This is a genomic window from Xanthomonas hortorum (assembly GCF_024339125.1).
Classification (GTDB): Bacteria; Pseudomonadota; Gammaproteobacteria; order Xanthomonadales; family Xanthomonadaceae; genus Xanthomonas; species Xanthomonas hortorum.
On the sequence record NZ_CP101417.1, the window covers coordinates 590,702 to 607,194 of the forward strand.

17 protein-coding genes and 1 pseudogene are annotated in these 16,493 nt (G+C 55.2%); 8 read left to right on the plus strand and 10 right to left on the minus strand.

The annotated features are described in order from the left end of the window. Positions 1 to 14: 14 nt before the first annotated feature. The 5 genes from NMB96_RS02370 to NMB96_RS02390 all read right to left on the minus strand — a co-directional run bounded on the left by NMB96_RS02370 (position 15) and on the right by NMB96_RS02390 (position 3,314). Positions 15 to 305, minus strand: coding sequence for a SymE family type I addiction module toxin (locus NMB96_RS02370; RefSeq protein ID WP_043889480.1), 291 nt, complete (start codon positions 303 to 305; stop codon positions 15 to 17). Between the two features lie 108 nt (positions 306 to 413). Then, the gene (locus tag NMB96_RS02375; RefSeq protein WP_043889479.1) at positions 414 to 1,889 is read right to left on the minus strand and encodes an XVIPCD domain-containing protein; all 1,476 of its coding nucleotides are present in this window, start codon (positions 1,887 to 1,889) and stop codon (positions 414 to 416) included. A gap of 14 nt (positions 1,890 to 1,903) precedes the next feature. After that, the gene (locus NMB96_RS02380) at positions 1,904 to 2,542 is read right to left on the minus strand and encodes a hypothetical protein (RefSeq protein WP_043889478.1); all 639 of its coding nucleotides are present in this window, start codon (positions 2,540 to 2,542) and stop codon (positions 1,904 to 1,906) included. Between the two features lie 86 nt (positions 2,543 to 2,628). Next, positions 2,629 to 3,045, minus strand: coding sequence for a SymE family type I addiction module toxin (locus NMB96_RS02385; RefSeq protein ID WP_023905287.1), 417 nt, complete (start codon positions 3,043 to 3,045; stop codon positions 2,629 to 2,631). Continuing rightward, entirely contained in the window at positions 3,042 to 3,314 is a 273-nt protein-coding gene (locus NMB96_RS02390) for an XAC0095 family protein (RefSeq protein ID WP_220655534.1), read from the minus strand. Before NMB96_RS02390 ends, NMB96_RS02385 begins: the two co-directional genes overlap by 4 nt. 379 nt (positions 3,315 to 3,693) lie before the next feature. Here NMB96_RS02390 and NMB96_RS02395 point away from each other — a divergent pair, with 379 nt between their 5' ends. The 3 genes from NMB96_RS02395 to NMB96_RS02405 are packed head-to-tail and all read left to right on the plus strand — an operon-like array spanning position 3,694 to position 6,934. Next, on the plus strand, positions 3,694 to 4,419 hold the full coding sequence (locus NMB96_RS02395) for a hypothetical protein (RefSeq protein ID WP_023905285.1): 726 nt from the start codon (positions 3,694 to 3,696) through the stop codon (positions 4,417 to 4,419). After that, complete coding sequence (locus NMB96_RS02400; protein WP_043889477.1) at positions 4,419 to 5,003, plus strand: hypothetical protein; 585 nt, start codon at positions 4,419 to 4,421, stop codon at positions 5,001 to 5,003. Before NMB96_RS02395 ends, NMB96_RS02400 begins: the two co-directional genes overlap by 1 nt. Positions 5,004 to 5,014: 11 nt before the next feature. Continuing rightward, on the plus strand, positions 5,015 to 6,934 hold the full coding sequence (locus NMB96_RS02405) for a hypothetical protein (protein WP_255086137.1): 1,920 nt from the start codon (positions 5,015 to 5,017) through the stop codon (positions 6,932 to 6,934). Between the two features lie 104 nt (positions 6,935 to 7,038). Here NMB96_RS02405 and NMB96_RS02410 read toward each other — a convergent pair whose 3' ends face one another. Further along, positions 7,039 to 8,019 carry an IS5 family transposase gene (locus NMB96_RS02410; protein ID WP_183086603.1) on the minus strand — a complete coding sequence of 327 codons (981 nt, stop codon included), beginning with the start codon at positions 8,017 to 8,019 and terminating at the stop codon, positions 7,039 to 7,041. 162 nt (positions 8,020 to 8,181) lie between these two features. On the opposite strand from NMB96_RS02410, the pseudogene NMB96_RS02415 reads away from it, so the two are divergent. Beyond that, positions 8,182 to 8,658, plus strand: a pseudogene (locus tag NMB96_RS02415) (XVIPCD domain-containing protein); the annotation flags it as partial. Positions 8,659 to 8,769: 111 nt separating this feature from the next. Here NMB96_RS02415 and NMB96_RS02420 read toward each other — a convergent pair. Together NMB96_RS02420 and NMB96_RS02425 are read right to left on the minus strand one after the other, a co-directional pair. Continuing rightward, positions 8,770 to 9,657: a hypothetical protein gene (locus NMB96_RS02420; RefSeq protein WP_255086138.1), complete on the minus strand. Its 888-nt coding sequence runs from the start codon at positions 9,655 to 9,657 to the stop codon at positions 8,770 to 8,772. Between the two features lie 13 nt (positions 9,658 to 9,670). Continuing rightward, entirely contained in the window at positions 9,671 to 9,910 is a 240-nt protein-coding gene (locus tag NMB96_RS02425) for a hypothetical protein (RefSeq protein WP_255086139.1), read from the minus strand. Positions 9,911 to 10,161: 251 nt separating this feature from the next. On the opposite strand from NMB96_RS02425, the gene NMB96_RS02430 reads away from it, so the two are divergent. The 4 genes from NMB96_RS02430 to NMB96_RS02445 all read left to right on the plus strand — a co-directional run bounded on the left by NMB96_RS02430 (position 10,162) and on the right by NMB96_RS02445 (position 12,676). Continuing rightward, positions 10,162 to 10,359, plus strand: coding sequence for a hypothetical protein (locus NMB96_RS02430; RefSeq protein ID WP_255086140.1), 198 nt, complete (start codon positions 10,162 to 10,164; stop codon positions 10,357 to 10,359). A 157-nt stretch (positions 10,360 to 10,516) separates the two neighbouring features. Continuing rightward, entirely contained in the window at positions 10,517 to 10,765 is a 249-nt protein-coding gene (locus tag NMB96_RS02435) for an XRE family transcriptional regulator (RefSeq protein ID WP_255086141.1), read from the plus strand. Positions 10,766 to 10,814: 49 nt separating this feature from the next. Next, complete coding sequence (locus NMB96_RS02440; RefSeq protein WP_255086142.1) at positions 10,815 to 12,029, plus strand: DNA cytosine methyltransferase; 1,215 nt, start codon at positions 10,815 to 10,817, stop codon at positions 12,027 to 12,029. Next, entirely contained in the window at positions 12,026 to 12,676 is a 651-nt protein-coding gene (locus NMB96_RS02445) for an Eco29kI family restriction endonuclease (protein ID WP_255086143.1), read from the plus strand. The genes NMB96_RS02440 and NMB96_RS02445 overlap by 4 nt, the downstream gene beginning before the upstream one ends. A gap of 930 nt (positions 12,677 to 13,606) precedes the next feature. Here the strand turns inward: NMB96_RS02445 and NMB96_RS02450 are convergent. Together NMB96_RS02450 and NMB96_RS02455 are read right to left on the minus strand one after the other, a co-directional pair. Next, positions 13,607 to 15,835 (minus strand): hypothetical protein, encoded by a 2,229-nt coding sequence (locus NMB96_RS02450; protein WP_255086144.1) that lies wholly within the window; start codon positions 15,833 to 15,835, stop codon positions 13,607 to 13,609. Next, the gene (locus NMB96_RS02455; protein WP_255086145.1) at positions 15,789 to 16,427 is read right to left on the minus strand and encodes a hypothetical protein; all 639 of its coding nucleotides are present in this window, start codon (positions 16,425 to 16,427) and stop codon (positions 15,789 to 15,791) included. The genes NMB96_RS02450 and NMB96_RS02455 overlap by 47 nt, the downstream gene beginning before the upstream one ends. Positions 16,428 to 16,493 lie beyond the last annotated feature (66 nt).

A 16,493-nucleotide genomic window follows, 5' to 3' on the forward strand; every position in this document is an offset into this window, starting at 1 on the left:
CGTTTCTGCCAGGCCTACCTTCGCGCCCTGCGCGGCTGCAGCGGCACCTCCACCGGCGCCAACACCTCTATCAACACCTGCCCCTCGCTGGCAGTAATCCGCAGCTTGGTGCCGATGGCAAAGCCCAACTGCTCTAGCCACAGGCCACTGAGGCGGACGTGGGGCACCTGTTGGTCGCCGGCGTGGTCGTGGGCGCCGGGGTAGAGGGTGTAGCTGACGGTGCATTGGCGCGGGCGGCGGGCGCGACGGGGTGCATGCAAACGGCCGGGGCCTTGCGGCGTTGTGTCCGGCTCGGGCGCGAGCATCGGTGGCGGTTTGGGTGCTGTGGGGAGCGGACTTGCGCAAAGGAAATTGAGAAAAACCTTCTATCTCGCGAATTGATCAATCCTTTGCAAGCATGTCCGCAAACGATCTCAACGCGTCATCGTTGGTCCAGGCGGAGGGACTTCCTGTTGCGATTGCTCAAGCGCTTGCTGCTGCTCCCGTGCCTGCGATTGGGCTTGATTAATCGATTGCACGCGCTCGAACGACTGGTTTTCAGGCGTTTGCACTGCCTGCACAGTGGCCATGTCGGCACGGTGGTGCGCTGGATCGCTCTGGGTGCCCTGCACCAGAAACACCTTTTCTCCGGCCGCGAGCTTGTCTGTCGGGTTGTTGAGCAGCACATGGTCTACCCGCGATAAGCCTTCTTCCTTTGCGAGCACAAGCAGGCTTGCCGTCATGCGCTCACTCGATGCATCCCACTCCCGGCCATGTTGCGCATCGAGCTTTTCTACGCCACCTTTGATCTGTTGGTACAGCGCATGATCCGCGTGGCCAGGCTGCGAGGGCGACAGCGCCGGTGATGATTGTGATTGCGGGTCGCGCTCACGCAACTCGTGCTCCAACTCCTGCACGGAGATTGGCGACACGTGCAAGTGGGTATTCTTGCTGTGCTGGAACAGGCCGGGCGTCGGTGGCTGCGTGCTGCTGTCGAGGTAAGGCATGGGGCGCGTATCGCTGCCCAGGTCGATGCCGTTGCGTTCCAGTACTTCTTCTTTTAATCCCAGACGCTGCATGTCCAGGATCATTGGCTGTTCTGGATCGCCGGGCCTGGGCTTGTTGTAGTGACGCTCGTAGATGGCAGCTGTTCCAACCACCCACGGGCCGTAGTGGTTGGCGTAGTCAGACTGCCCCGCGTGACCAATGCGAGTGCTCTTGGCAGCCTTGTCGAAGAAGTTGACGCCCATTGCCTCGACGTTGGCAGCGTTGGCGGGCATCGTCATATCTGCGTTCAAGGTGAGGTTGGGCTTGAGCGCGTAATTAAATTGCGGCATTCCGCCAGTCCGATCAATGAAGTCATGCATACGGCCTGGCGCTTCCCGATAAATATCTTCCAAGGAAGCATGCGGATTTGATTGCCTTACCCTGCTAACGGTTGCATTCCAGCCTGCGATTTCTGCACTCGCTTCATCCATACGGTTGCTTGAGAGCACTTTCTCGGCTGCGTCAGAATAGTCGTGCGTGGTCTTGGCTATCTGCACCGCAGCGGTTTCGAAATCTTTACGAGAGGCGGCTGCCGCTGGGCTGTATAGGCCATGTTGCAATTCATGGCCTAGTACAAACGTCATCTCACCGGAGTCGAGCGACTTCCCACCAGGTCCATTCGACAACCTGGCCAGAGGTAGCCGGATGGAATGATCATCCGGCGTGAACGTTCCGCCTGCATTCGGGTCGGTTAGGGGTTTTAGGCCGAGCACGCGCTGCTTGGCAACCGCCTCATTGAATTGGTCAAGCAAAACGGGCGATGCGGCGAGTACGCCCTGCAAATTGATGACATGTTCGGGGCTGACGCCTGGCTGGCGGCCGAAGTCATCAACAATCGCTTGCGCCTGTGGACTCAATGGCATGACCGTTCCTTGGATTAACGAATGTAGATCCATTCAACGCAGTGGTGCTCCACCCGCTCCTGCGGCGCATCGGCCTCACCTCGTGGAAACACCTCAACGCGCATGCCTGGGCGACTGAAGAAGTCACTCATCCATCGCCCGTCTTCCACCATGTTGCGTTGACGCACAAACCCGATGTTTTCCAGTTTCTTGGTAAACGTATCGAAATCGATCCTGCAGATCTCCGTCATGGGGGGGGAAGCACCCGCTTGCGCTGGAATAAAGGTGAACTCGAACCAACGCCCCGCAGTAGGCGTCTGGTCCATGCCAAAGCTGTAACCCCATTCACTGGTAAGCGGAGCACTGGCGCCGTAACGCTTGGGATCTGTTGCCGCATGCGTTACCGGAACCCCCATTTTGGACTGCAGGTAGTCAGGTGTCAGATCGTCAAGTCCGTGAATCGCTTGAATCAATGCAAGCATGCGGGTAAGCGCATCCTCTGCCGTTCGTATCGGCCCGCTAGATTCACTGCCAGCGGGAATGACTGCGGAATCGGGGGAGGAACGCATGGCAGGTGTCTCCGTGACGGTTGCCGGGGCTGGGGTGGCCGCCGTGTGGGCGCATGCGCCCAGAGCGAGGGTGGCGAGCAAGGTGTAGAGGGGCCGCGCGATCATGAAGCGTCCGTTGTGCGCTGGTGTGGCTGCGACGCTAGTGGCATCCGGCATCGAGGTCAATCGCAAGGCTTCTGGCGGCCGTAGCGTCACCGCCGCACACTGCGCGCCTTGGCCGGCACCTCCACCGGCGCCAACACCTCCATCACCAACTGCCCCTCGCTGGCGGTGATCCGCAGCTTGGTACCGATAGCGAAGCCCAACTGTTCCAGCCATAGACCGCTGAGGCGGACGTGGGGCACGTGCTGGTCGCCGGCGTGGTCGTGGGCTCCGGGGTAGAGGGTGTAGCTGACGGTGCATTGGCGCGGGCGGCGGGCGCGGCGGGGTGCATGCAAACGGCCGGGGCCTTGCGGCGTGGTGTCCGGCTCGGGCGGCAGCATCGGTGGCAGCTGGGTGCGATCGGGTTCGAAGATGACCCATTGCACCCGCTTGGGTGGCGCGGGGCGCGCACGTTGACGGGTGGGCCGTGCGGTGGCGGACGCGTTGGGTGGGCGGCGGCGTGTCATGGCGCCTCCGGGTGGCGGCTGGTGGTGATGGGTGCAGCAACGCACTGCTGCAACGCCACGTCGATGCGTGCGGACAGGCTGCGCAAGGCCTGCGACAACACACCGGGCTGGTTGAGCAATTGCTGCGCGGGATCGTCGCTGGCCTGCTCGAGGGCCGCGCGTGCGGCCAGCCGGCGCAGCACCTCGCCCACGTCCCACAGCAGGCCGTGAGCGAAGGCTGGCAACAGATAACCCGGCACCGATGCCGGCGTGGATGATGCGGTAGACATGGCAACGCCCTCCTGGAACAACCCAAGAACCGCCGCCAATGGCGACGGGATGTCGGGAGGTTCGAAACCGTACATAGTCGGCGGGCATATTCCCCTTGCGGGTGTTGTATTAGCCGCCCTCCCGACGCAGGCATCGCATCGGCTTGTACCTGCAGGATGCAGGCACAAAAAACCCACCGGTTTGACGGAGGTGGGTACCGCTATGTACGGAGTTTCGACGCTCCTTGGGCTTAGATTGCGAGTGCAAGGTGTGGCATGTCAATAGCAACCGAGGAAGAGACTTGACGCGTTTGAGCAACGCGCTGGCGCGCTGTCGGCAGCTGAGGAATACTGACCATCACAAACGTGGTGTGGACGCGCGATCGCGAAGGGAAGATCGATGGATTCATTGGATGAAGTAGCAACCGAACGCACCGCCGGCGTTGATGCAGACGCTATCGCGCTTGCAGACCCGAGCTTTCCATCGCTCTCCGTGGCAATCGCTCATTACGCACAAGTGACCGAACAGAGCCGTGCTGGTCCGGTGGAGCGCTGGAGCTTGGCGATTGGCCTGATCGGTGCGGGCGTCGGAATCCTGTCCGGCGTTCTGCTAGATGGTAAGACTGGTGACTATTTAGCCGTCGCCGGCCTTGCGGTTGAGTTGACAGGTTTCCTCGTCTATAGCGCGCTCTCGTTCAAGCGCGAGTGGCCGAGCTTCCGCCGCCCCTATGCCGACCACGCAGATCAAATAGAGCGAGAGTTTCACCAATATCAATCGATCGTTGCTTCGCTTCGAAGGTTTCCGCTAGAACAACGGCGGCGGCGCGAGGCCTTCATCCGCGACCGTCGCACCAACATGCACGATCGGCTCGGGCTGTTCACCGGAGGGATGGAGAAGCTTGGGTTCATGCCCGTCCTGCTCGCCCTCTATCTACAGCTGAAAGACTGGCGCTTCGGGGATTGGGCGGTGTTGAGCAAGATCACCCTGACACAGGGCGTGCTGGCTTTCATACTGTTGTTTGCCTTTGCGATGTCCTGGCATCTTGTTCGCCTACGTATACGCGTGCAGTCGTACGAGCAACTATTGGCTGAGGCGAACCGGCAGGATAGCGTTTCAAGCAGCTGATGGACGATCAAGTGCAGGCGCCCACTTATGCTGCGACTATAGCGATGCTCCGTCAGCACTACGTCATTCCCGGCTTACAATTGGCAGTGATGCATCACAAGAATCGCCGTCCGCTCAATCTCAAGAATGAGCCACATCAATCCATATCCAGGAAAAGAGGCGCTGTTATGTCAGAGACATTTGAATGGATAAATTTCCCAGAAGGTCGCGCGCGTTTCTCTGGAGGCATCCGCGGATTTGACGAGCTGGGCCACGATACCTTTGCAATCGAAGTTGATCAGGCTGAGGTATTTGGGGAGCTAGAACCAAGGTGGCTGGAGGACAAGGCCCACTTCAATATCCATATTCTCAACTTCGGATACCTAGATCGCGTAGAGGTCGGAATGCCGCTCCCATCATTTTCGACGAGGGCATTCACTCTTGATGAATTAGAGAGAGTCAAGCTTCTGGTCAACAAGTTGATTGCGGCAGGCCTGCAGTTCGAAGACAGGCCATCTGCGCTAATGGAGTCAAAGAAGTCGTTCTTCACCGGCCAAGTTGTCTTTGAGCAGGACTGGGCGCTAATCACGCAGGTTGCTCTGTAGGAGTTGCGCAGATGAATGACTACCAGAGCGAAATCGCATTAATCAGGCAGTCCAATAGCCTGGAAGACATAGCAAGCATCGCACGGCAGCATGCTGCCACAACAGAAAAAGAAGGTGGAATCCTCTATAGCAGGCCTATCGGAAAGGTCTCCTCGGAGGGGGCAGCAGTCAGCCTCTCGAAGGAGACTGGGCTGCCAATCATAAATGACACGCCCCGAGCAAATTTTCTTTCTGATGAAGATGTTCGCAGTTCAATCGAAAAGAAAGCTAGAGAAATCTTTGAAGATCTGGGCCATGACCCGACCACAGCGAGGAAGTCTGCAAACTCGTTCTTATACGGCGATCCGAACGTCCCGTCGCAGGACCCGACGTCCCTGTCGAGGTGCCTCTGGGGCGAAGCCTCTCAGGAGTTCGCAAGTTCCCTGCGCGGTGACATCAAAGTTGTTGCTTCTGCTGCCAACCTGGAGCGTGTCTTCGGTCAGGTGGAAGTGCCGGCCGTCCTGAATAACCCGAATGTCACGTCGTTAGGCGGGCAACCTGTCCCGAAGTTGCAGGCGCTGTATGCCCAAGGTGGCGCAAGTGCCGTGCTGCCGGAAGTGCAAACGCAATTTATTCAGGCAGCACCCAAAGGAATCTTTACAACGGCGGAAAGCATTGGAAACGAGGTCAAAGATGTCACGTTTTCACGTGAGTTTGCTGGAAGCTTTGATCTAAAGGAGACGCACTTCCGGTCATCCGCAGAACTCAGTGCCTCCGGTATGGTCCGCGCACCTACCGGGCTTGATGTGCCAGCCGCGAACCTTGCAGAAACAGCGCTTACCGCAGAAGCAGCAGCATCGCGCAGGCTCTCTCCCGGCACCGTCCGTGGGCTGGGCGTTGTGGGCGCGGCGGCGGCGGTATACGACCTGGGCGGTACGGTAAGGAACACCGAGCGGCTGGACGCGCAGGGCAACAGCACTGCGGCCGATGCAGAGGTCACTCGCTATGCCACACGAAATCTGGGCACATTTGGCGGGGCCATGCTTGGCAGTAGCGTAGGCGCAGCGCTCGGCGTGGAGTCTGGCCCGGGCTTGCTAGTCACAGGTGCGGTTGGCGGCATCGTTGGCGCGGTGGGCGGCGACAAGCTGGCCGATGTGATCAATGATCATCGCATTTCCCACCAACAAGATGCGCAAGGCAATACGTGGCGCCTTGAGAATCACCAAGCCGGAGAACGGTGGGCGCGGGACGTCAGCACTGGTGAGATCGATCCCGCTGCAGTCGCCTTCGGCGAAGCCGGTGTGCCGCTCTACAAGACGCGGACCGAACTTGCCACGCCGGAAGTCGCGGACTTACTGACCTTCAAAGCATCTCGTACGTCTATCGAGCTGGCACTGGGTTCGCCGCCGCAGAATAAAGATCCCTACACCCAACCCGCCAAAGAGCACGACACGCGCAGCCTGCGCGAGTCACCGTGGCTGCACAACGCGAATACGCAGCAGTGGACGCGCCAAGTAGCCGATGGCCTGATCGATCGCACGATGAGCACGCACACCGAAACGGCTAGCCCTCAGCGTGCGTCGCAACTCAATGAAGCTTCGCGGCAAATCATCAAGCAGAACGCGATGCACACGCCAGCAGCGATGGCCGCGCACTACAAGGAGACCTACGAGCAGAATGGCTGGGAGCGTCACGCCTACATGCCCGCCGCAGTCCATGACGCACTGAAGCATCCCGGCCGGATCGTCGGCTCAGACGGCGACCTCTACGAACGTGGCAAAGATGGTCAATGGACCCATGACGGTATGCTCTGGGACAGCCAGGCCAAGGGAAATTTAAAGCAAGAGCTTGATGAAACCTACGCAGCCCAGACCCTAGGCACACAGCGTACGGCTGCACAGCCGGTGGCACAGACTGCTGCCGAACCGATCAAAACGCTAGGGATGGTCTGATCAACGGCATCGGAGGATGAGCCTAACCACATCGACCAGGCTGACGGCGCTCAGATCCTCGATTTTTTTGCCGTTTCCGGCGCGTTTGCAGGGTGTTGCCCGGGTTACAGGCGCACGCTCCCCATCGTCGGCAGTAACTGCTTTCGCTTCATCCACAGGTTCGATAGCGCAAACAAGGTCAGCACCTGCGCGGTGTTCTTGGCCAGGCCGCGATAGCGGACCTTGGTGTAGCCGAACTGGCGCTTGATCACCCGGAATGGATGCTCCACCTTCGCGCGCACGCTGGCCTTGAAGTGTTCCCAACGTCTTTCCCGAGCACGCTCGCGTTTGTTGCCGAGGGCTTGCATCGTCGAGGGCCTGGCGGCGATGAAGAATGCAGCCTTGCAGGCCTGCAGTTCTTCGCGTTTGTCCGCACCGGTGTAGCCGCTATCGCCGAACACGCTGTCTTCTTTGCCATGCAGCAACGTGTGCATCACCGTGACATCGGCGACGTTGGCGGCTGTGCAATGGACGTGGTGCACCAACCCGGAAAATTCATCCACGCCGATGTGCGCCTTCATCCCGAAATACCACTGATTGCCCTTCTTGGTCTGATGCATCTCAGGGTCGCGCGCGTTGTCGGCATTCTTGGTCGAACTGGGCGCCGCGATCAGCGTCGCATCGACGATCGTGCCCGACCGCAGGCTCTGGCCCTTGCGCGCCAGATGCGCGTTGACCGCTTCCAGCATCCGCGCGGCAAGGCCATGGGTCTCCAGCAGGCGCCGAAAGTTGAGAATCGTGGTCTCGTCCGGAACGTTGTCCAAGCCACCGAGCTGGGCAAACCGCCGCAAGGTCGGGATCTCGTGCAGTGCTTCTTCCATCGCCGGATCGCTCAGCGCATACCACTGCTGCAGCAGATGAATCCGCAACATCGTCGCCAGTGCGTACGGCTGCCGACCTGGCCGGCCCGATACCGGATAGTGCGGCGCGATCAGACCGAGCAGTTGCTGCCACGGAACCACCTGCTCCATCTCGGCCAGAAAGATCTCGCGCCGGGTCTGCTTGCGCTTGCCCAGGCCCTCAGCGTCACCGAACGTCAGTTGCATGGATCACTCCTCAACATCAGGCGGGTAGTGTCGCGTATCTGTGGTGCGTTGTTCAGAGGTTCCCTAGAGACGATCCATGTCACTGCGCCGCGGATGCAAAACCACGACAACGCGGACACCTCTTCCAAGAAGACTCAGGAAGACACAGATGTACGCGGCCATAGCGCCCCCACACGACCGCAAGCATCGGGGCCGCAAGATCCGGATCATCCCGATCACCCCATGTTGAAGCAGATCCGCGAAGGCGTGGCCAAGATCGATGAGAGCGTTGGCAAGCCGTATGACGAAATGAGCGAGCGCGTCAGCCGCTGCCTGCTGGCTGCGTGCAAGGACAATCGCGAGCGCTATCCAGACGCCGGCAATACCTCGCTCGCCGCCAACGCGCTGCAACGCGTGGACCACGTACTGATGGGCAAGAACGGCAACCTCGTCGCGATCGAAGGGCACATCGACGACCCAACACACAAGCGCGCAGCTGTCTCTATCGACCAAGCAATTCATATGCCTTTGGAGCAGTCGGACGCAAAGCTACAAGCGGCCAACCAAGCCATCGCCCAAGAACAGACACAAACACGACAGCAGGAATTGGCACGAAGCAAGCAGCAGGATAGTCAGCAAGCGCCACGTATGAGTGTCTGACTGCTACTCTCGATTATTACCATTTTTGACACGATGAAACACAATCGCTATCGATTTTCTGCGTCATCACTACTTGTCGCTTCCGCCATACCCCACCTGCTTATGCTTCGCTTATTTCGGGGGCGACCAAGTGCCCACACTTATCATAACCCTCCCACCATCTGCCGTTGCAATTGAATAAACTCCATTTTCATGCAAAACAACTTTTGACCCGATATCAATACCCGGATATTTATCAACCATCTGATAGTCTCCCAGATAAGCCAACCATAAACTTGCCACCTCCACCTTCGGCAATACCACTGAACTAATACTTGCAAGAGACGATAAAGCTAAAAATAAAGATAAACTACCAAGAAAACGACCAAGCCAAAGCGCTTCATTAGCTTTATCGCGAACATGCATCTTCTTGGTAAATATTAATTTAAAAGGTTGTAGCAAAGCGACCATCCCTGCCTGCAATAGTATCCATACCTCCAGCACCAAAGAAGTTGCCCCTATGATGATCACAGCAATTAGCATCCACACAACTGGATACATCAAGAGCGATAAAAATCCCACAGCCAAGGGGAAATCCTGGCCCGGCAGGCCAGTAAACTTCGTCATCAAACCGCGTCCAATTGCGGCAGAAATCAGCAGCACACCGAGATGCACAAGCCATGCAGAATTCCGCATTACGGGTTTTTTCCAAGCTTCCGAAATCCACGGCATTGTCCAAGAGACAAATCCTAGAGCAGCCGAAACTATACCAAGCATCATCGTTTCCTCTACCCACACCTTCTGCCCCAGCAAATGTGCCGACATACCGGCCAACATAAAATAAATGGCTAGCGAATAAAGCCTAACCTCCAAATTAGATTGCGCGTATTCTTTAAAAGCAATTTCAGAAATTCGATTCCACCGGGTGGCGCTAAATAAAACTAAAAACTTTGAAATTTTCGCGGCGGCCGTAGCAATTTTTATAAAGGACCCAACAAATCCATGCATGATATTATTCAACTAATTTTCCTTTTTATAAATAGTTAATATACCAAAGCGTGCTAACTGGGCCAGGTTCATTTCCTACGCGAATTTCAGACCACAGCCCCAATCCTCGAGAGGTCTCGTCGATATCAGCACCAACGCCTTGCCGGAAGTATTGCGATGTGGCCAGAATTCCACTCATCGGTCTTTCAGCATCCTGCAGCATATCGTGGAGCGCGGGAAAACCACTTGCCGTGCTTTCTAGACGATAGCGATACGCTTGCTGCATGGGGCACTACACGCCACAGACTGCCAGTCTGTATACCTATTATGGGAAGGGCGCCACAAAACTTGCCTCGTGGACGGTGCTGACTAGCCTCTTCTCTGCCACCGCTACATCGAACTTTAACCGGTACATACTTGCCTGCTAGACGACCCGGCGGCGCATCGCTGGTCCAGTTGCCCAGCCAACCTGTGGGGCAACGCGGGCACTCGGCACTGACGCCACACCCCTGTTGGCTTGCGCTTGGCAACGATCCGATGGAGCGATGCAACGCCTACCGCGCCCTGCTCGATGAAGACCTGTCCGACGACCTGCTCACTAGCATCCGCCTCCATCTACAACAGCAGCGAGCTCTGGGCCACGACGCCTTCCGCGCGATGGTCGAAGCCAAGACCCGCCGCTTTGCGGGCATAAGGCCCGCTCATCGGTCACACAAACCGAGCATCGTCTATTGATAAGTGAACCTGACCCCGTTATTCCCGACCTCAGCTCGACGGCGAAGTTCTCACGCAGCGAGACTATGGAGGCCGATAATTCACCTCACGCCCGGCTTGCCAGACTTGACGTATACATCAATAATTGCCGCCCACGATTACGAGTCATCTTCTCCACGTGAACACCCTGCATCAACTTGGAATCCAGATCGCCGAGAGGCGTCGCCAGCTTGGCTTGAAGCAGATTGAAGTGGCCAAGCAAAGCGGCGTTACAGCTGAGTCGCTCTCCCGCTTTGAGAGGGGCCGGCTTACTGAGTTTGGTAGCAGGAAGCTGATCGCGGTCCTTGCAGCAGTGGGAATGGAGATTTCTTTGGTCGAGGCGAAGCCTGGGCTTAACAACAAGAGCGCACAGGAGTCTCCGCGATGAGGAGTGCAACCGCTCCTGCTCGTTCCAACAGAATTACTGGAGTACTGAAATGAGATCGGTAGAGCTGTTCGCCGGTGCTGGCGGGTTGGCCATGGGGTGCGAGATCGCTGGTTTCGAGCACCTGGCCGTTGTGGAGTGGGACAAGTGGGCCTGCGACACCGTCCGCGAAAACCAAAAGCGCGACTACCCCCTGGTACGTGGTTGGAACTTGCATGAGGGCGACGTTCGGTCATTTGATTGGTCGTCAATCCCTCAGGACATCGAGCTTCTTGCAGGCGGCCCCCCGTGCCAGCCTTTCTCCATCGGCGGGAAGCACAAGGCTCACGAGGACAACCGGGATATGTTCCCGGCTACTGTTGAGATCATCAGACAGCTCCGTCCGAAAGCGTTCATTGTGGAGAACGTCAAAGGTCTGACACGCGCAAAATTTGCTAATTACTTCCACTACATCCAGCTTCAGCTTGAGTTCCCGGATGTTCCACCCAGGAAGGACGAGGACTGGACAGATCATCTCGCACGGCTGCAAGTTGAACGAACTTCCGGCAAGCGTAAAGGCAAGGGACTCACCTACAACGTCATTCCAACGCTAGTAAACGCTGCGAATTACGGCGTTCCACAGAAGCGTGAGCGGGTATTCCTCATTGGATTCCGAGATGACCTGGGCGTTGAGTGGTCGTTCCCTCATGAGACGCATAGCTATGACGCCCTACTTCACGACCAGTGGGTAACAGGCGTCTACTGGAAGCGGCATGGGATTCGTCAGCCCAAGACACCTGCGAGGCTCGCTGCAAAAGTTGCGAAGCTTCAGCAATTTCGAACAACACCTCCGACATTGGCATGGCGAACCGTACGGGATGCGCTCCAAGGGTTACCCGACCCCGAGAGCCGCGAGGCGAAGAAAATTGCTAACCATGTGTTTCAGGCTGGCGCTCGCTCATATCCCGGGCATACAGGCAGTCCGCTCGACCTCCCTGCCAAGACTCTGAAGGCTGGCGGGCATGGAGTTCCAGGCGGCGAGAACATGCTTGTGAAGGACGGCGGCTTGGTTCGCTACTTCACCATTCGTGAGAGCGCTCGCATCCAAACCTTCCCTGATGGCTTCCAGTTTCACGGCAGCTGGTCGGAGACCATGCGTCAGCTTGGCAATGCGGTACCTGTCGTTCTTGGGCAAAGGGTAGCTTCTAGCGTGGCCGAGCAGCTTGCGATTGCAGGCTTGGCTAAGATCGCCAAGAATGATGCATCAATGAGAAGAAAGCGCGCATGACCGGCAAAGTAATCCCGTTTAATCCGCTGGACAAAAAGAATCTTGGAGCCAGTGTCGCAGAGGCGCTTCTCACTAAGGAAGTTCATCCGCTGGGCCAGCTGCCCCAGTTCGAGGGGGCTGGCATATATGCAATTTATTACACGGGTGAGTTTGAAGCCTACCAACAGGTTTCGAGGCTAAATGCCGATGGGAGCTTCATGCTCCCCATTTATGTCGGCAAGGCCATCCCTGCTGGCGCCCGTGTAGGCGGCAGCGTAGATGTACCTGCTGGCAGGGTGCTCTTCAAGCGCCTCAAAGAGCATGCGGACAGCATTCGCTCGGCTAGCAATCTTAGTATCGACGACTTCTTCTGTAGATTTCTTGTCGTCGATGACATATGGATCCCCCTAGGGGAGTCCCTGATCATCTCCCGCTTCACTCCGGTCTGGAACTCACTCATCGATGGATTTGGCAACCATAATCCTGGAAGGGGGAGACACGCGGGTATGCGGCCCCGTTGGGATGTTTTGCACCCTGGCCGAGAGTGGGCAGAGCGTTTAGCTGAAAGACCAGAGTCGCAGTTCAGAATCGCCGAAGATGCAGCCACTTACCTTCGAGTTCTGCCTGCCTGTCTATCTGACAAGTTCATTGAAGCTGAAGGCAATTAACGCACTACAATGATGTAGCATCTAACCAAGTAAACCTAATGGTGAAATTAATGAAGCAAACCCGAGCATTAGCCAGGGCAGGCTTTCTTAATATCCACGCACCTGCATCGTTCAGAGGCCCTTACAGCAACCCATGTCGCGTTTGCAATCGCTAACATTTAATCTTTGCAATATCACATACGACCAGTCACGCAGCGCTAAATGGCCGCTTAGGTGTACCAGAACTGCCAGTGCTCGCCACGCTTCAGCCTGATTTTTGGCGATTTCCGACTATCCATAGCCGCCGTCCTACTGCTGAGCATGCTGCCGCTGCAGAATTATTCCGTTCGCGACCGGGGAACCAGATGGATCTACGTCATCCGCTGCCGCAACTGAGCTAACAAATGCTTGTGCCGTGTTGGAACAGCTGTTTGCGGCACATTCAGTGCCGGCTGCGGTCACCTCGTTACTGCCGATATGCCTATTTGTAGGCTTGCTGCGATTTGAGCACGCTTAAAGCCTGTCAAATTAGACGGTCTGCAAACGATAGCTGGAAATCCATATTGGCATTTTTCCACTGGCGGGTTATATGCCAGAAGCACTTTGCGCGCTGTCAGCGGAGCATACCGCCATGGACGCGCTCAAGCTCAGCGTATAAGCGCATCTGTGCGCAGCCGATCCAGCCTTGTGCAGATGCGCTCAAGCGCCAGCAAGATTAATGAACACTACACGGCGAACTGCCAACAGCGACTCGCCTGCCAGCAGCAGCGGTGGCTAGCTAAACCCGTGCATGGGATAGAGCGCCGAATCCAGACGTCTTTGCAATGCTTAGCTCGCGCGCATGGTCAGCCATTCTTGCTAGTCTGATTACCGAAAGATCGCGCCACGTACACTTTACAAACTCAATCCGCTGCTAATTTTCGATTGATAAGATCTAAATTTAAGTAAACCTTACCTCACCTCCCTTCTTGTTCTCGAAGTCTTCTTTTCGCTCAGGAGTTCGCTCCAAATTTCCTGTGTCTCTTTATTTAATGAATCTAGTAGAGCCAGAGGATTTTTTATCCTAATCAATGGCGATGGCCTGCCATGCATCGGCTTCGCTCGACGCACTTCTAAACGTCCATGACGGGAAAGCACCTTACTTACAAAACTCCAGAGGGGATCATTGAGAAGCTCGGCTCCGTCGTTTTCGCCACCGGCGACTCTTAGATAAAACTGCTTTATTGATCTGCGCGCAACCTTCTCAAGTAGCTTTACCTCAGCCGTATTAGCAGCACCATCCATTCTAGTACGCAGACTAATCCAACTTGCAATTTCACTCTTTCCTCGAACTGGCTGGGTACCATCTCTACCAATGACTTCTAAAGTTTTGATATTAGGCATCGAGGAACCCATTAAGGTTCCTTCGTCCACCACCAATGTATCAACCTCAACTTGATAAAACGTCACCTCAGAAATATCAGCACCACAAGCATCGAGCCTATTAACCTTTGAGTTTGAAATAGTCCCCACCGGTGTCAGCCCGGCAAACGTCGCCTCAATTGTCTCTGCGTAATCAATTCTGTCGCAATATCCCAGCGAGAGCATTATAAAAAGTAATGCAGATAGATTAGTAGCTAAGGAGTCACCTGAAATCTCAGAAGAAAGCAATACTGAAGCCTTGTTAGATGCAGCATTATTTTCTTTCGACTTATTGGAAAAAACTTCTGCAAAAACTTCCAGTTCTTCGCAATTAAATACGTAACGACGAAGGAAAGCTGGCACCCCCCCTTGGGCAAGCGCTCTGCGGACTGCTTGACCTAAAAAGTAATGCCTAACCTCGCTGTGCGGAAAACGTCTTGCTCTTTTATCAGAAGTAAGCTCCAAAAGAGCAAGACTTCCAGACTTGTGCATAAGCTTTCTTATCGATTGAACATCCAGTACGCCCTCGAATATATATTCCGTCAAGAATGAGAGATGCTCGATTTCTACAGAATCAACTTCTCTACCAGCCATTTCAACAGCAACCTCTTCGAGGAGCTGAAGCAACACCTCAGCAACCACCTCAACCGTTACGCCCCCGATCTGTTGAGAAATCAGGCGCGCCTCTCTACCAACTAATCGGTTTACTATAAAAGTTCTCGGCCCCGTGTCGGCTACTTCACTCCAGCCCTTTGCAGTCCAGAGTTCCCGGAGAAAGAAAGGCCGTAGTACATAGCTTTCATCTCGCAATAAATCTTCGGAAATCTCGGAGTCGAGCTCACTAGGCTTCCAATTAGGGGATTTCTCCAGCCATTCTTTCGCCTCCATTGCGTTTGGAGTCAAGACTCTCCCTACAGTCAGTTCAACCTCATCGCGACTTTTCTCAATTCGCGTGAGAAGGTCCTGTTCCTCGATGAAGGTATCTCTCGCTGCTAACAGCATCGTGCCACCGCATCCAACTTCTTCGATGAATTGACGAAGCGCTAACCAAGAATCCTCATATCCATCGGCATCTACAAGCTCATCGAATCCATCTATCGCGACCGTCAGCAATCCTCGCCTCACAAGAATCGGGACATGTCGGGCGAAGAAACTAGCGTTAATATCCTGCGTTGCGGCGGCCAATGCATCTCTCAAATTTGAAAGGCGGCGCCCTTTGCTGGTCAAGTGCAGTATTGGTGCAATTGCTTCAGATCCACTAGCTTTCTTTGCAAAATACTCGACAAGAGCGTTAATTTGGAATGTTTTACCCACTCCAGCCGGCCCTTCCAAGAGAAAGAGCTTTAATTTTTTCTTGTCATTCTTGGAATTAAATTCATTAACAAAATCTTCAGTGGTTAGCGCCCTATTGGAAACTTCAATCGAAGACGGAATTATATTTCCCACCTTGATTAAAGCGGATGCTCGCAACTGAGTGCTGACAAACTGAGAAAGGTTGGCAAAACGCTCGGACGCCAGCAGCGAATTTACGCTCGGGTAACGTGCTTTACGCCCGACCAATTCTTCAACCACACCATCTTCTTTAAATTCGAGCGAAAGATCTCTTCCGCCACGAATCATGTTTAGCCTAATGCAACCTGCCGTCATCCTCTTCCGCTTAACACCGGTATATGGATCTGCGAAGGATTCAATATCTTCGATATCTCTGTCATCTATCATGATTTTATAATATTCACAATGAGTAAACGAGGCCATCAAGCTGGAGAAACTTACTTTCATTCGCGCGATTTATTCTCATCACCTTAACTGGCAGCCCCCACTGTTCGGCAGCAAACGTGCCGGGTAGAAGATCATCGTCATTCGCTATTACGATTGCCATTGCCTCTGGGGGTCTCCCACGCCGAAACCCGGCACTTTCGGCCCTACAGTAGGAAAGTAAATCGGCAACAAGTGCGGTGTCGACCATCTTTTGTTGGTCGAGCCCATCATCCCGTCTTCTAAGCGTATCAAAGAGCGGAGATCGTAATCCTCCGCAAATTAGCGAATCACCAAATCTTATGTCTGCCAAGAATGAGACATTCTTATTAGCAACTGGACGGAGCTTGCTTTTAGCCTCTTCCCAAGCGCGCCGATCATCTGTAGCCGTTCGGCCTCGGTGCCAACCGTGATAAATACGACTCATCACAATCTTAACTTTGCTTTTTGACTGCATCCCCGAAAGACAGTCAACTGTACGCTGCTGAATTTCTTGATAACACTCACTGACATAACGAACTCTATCCTTGAAATCGATATTTTCGCTTAATCCCCCAGGAGGACGGCGAATTCGTCGAGCAGTATCCCAATCAATAAATGCGTGAGCTGATATCACCGCCACTCTCCTTGAGGCATTTTTATCACATCCTATAATCTAACGAAAAAGGCGGCCATTAGGCCG

Coding starts and splice junctions, on each gene's coding strand:
- NMB96_RS02450 (WP_255086144.1), bottom strand. CDS start 15,835: ATGAAAGTAAGTTTCTCCAGCTTGATGGCCTCGTTTACTCATTGTGAA.
- NMB96_RS02400 (WP_043889477.1), top strand. CDS start 4,419: ATGGACGATCAAGTGCAGGCGCCCACTTATGCTGCGACTATAGCGATG.
- NMB96_RS02430 (WP_255086140.1), top strand. CDS start 10,162: ATGGAGCGATGCAACGCCTACCGCGCCCTGCTCGATGAAGACCTGTCC.
- NMB96_RS02390 (WP_220655534.1), bottom strand. CDS start 3,314: ATGTCTACCGCATCATCCACGCCGGCATCGGTGCCGGGTTATCTGTTG.
- NMB96_RS02375 (WP_043889479.1), bottom strand. CDS start 1,889: ATGCCATTGAGTCCACAGGCGCAAGCGATTGTTGATGACTTCGGCCGC.
- NMB96_RS02440 (WP_255086142.1), top strand. CDS start 10,815: ATGAGATCGGTAGAGCTGTTCGCCGGTGCTGGCGGGTTGGCCATGGGG.
- NMB96_RS02425 (WP_255086139.1), bottom strand. CDS start 9,910: ATGCAGCAAGCGTATCGCTATCGTCTAGAAAGCACGGCAAGTGGTTTT.
- NMB96_RS02410 (WP_183086603.1), bottom strand. CDS start 8,019: ATGCAACTGACGTTCGGTGACGCTGAGGGCCTGGGCAAGCGCAAGCAG.
- NMB96_RS02380 (WP_043889478.1), bottom strand. CDS start 2,542: ATGATCGCGCGGCCCCTCTACACCTTGCTCGCCACCCTCGCTCTGGGC.
- NMB96_RS02445 (WP_255086143.1), top strand. CDS start 12,026: ATGACCGGCAAAGTAATCCCGTTTAATCCGCTGGACAAAAAGAATCTT.
- NMB96_RS02405 (WP_255086137.1), top strand. CDS start 5,015: ATGAATGACTACCAGAGCGAAATCGCATTAATCAGGCAGTCCAATAGC.
- NMB96_RS02395 (WP_023905285.1), top strand. CDS start 3,694: ATGGATTCATTGGATGAAGTAGCAACCGAACGCACCGCCGGCGTTGAT.
- NMB96_RS02385 (WP_023905287.1), bottom strand. CDS start 3,045: ATGACACGCCGCCGCCCACCCAACGCGTCCGCCACCGCACGGCCCACC.
- NMB96_RS02370 (WP_043889480.1), bottom strand. CDS start 305: ATGCTCGCGCCCGAGCCGGACACAACGCCGCAAGGCCCCGGCCGTTTG.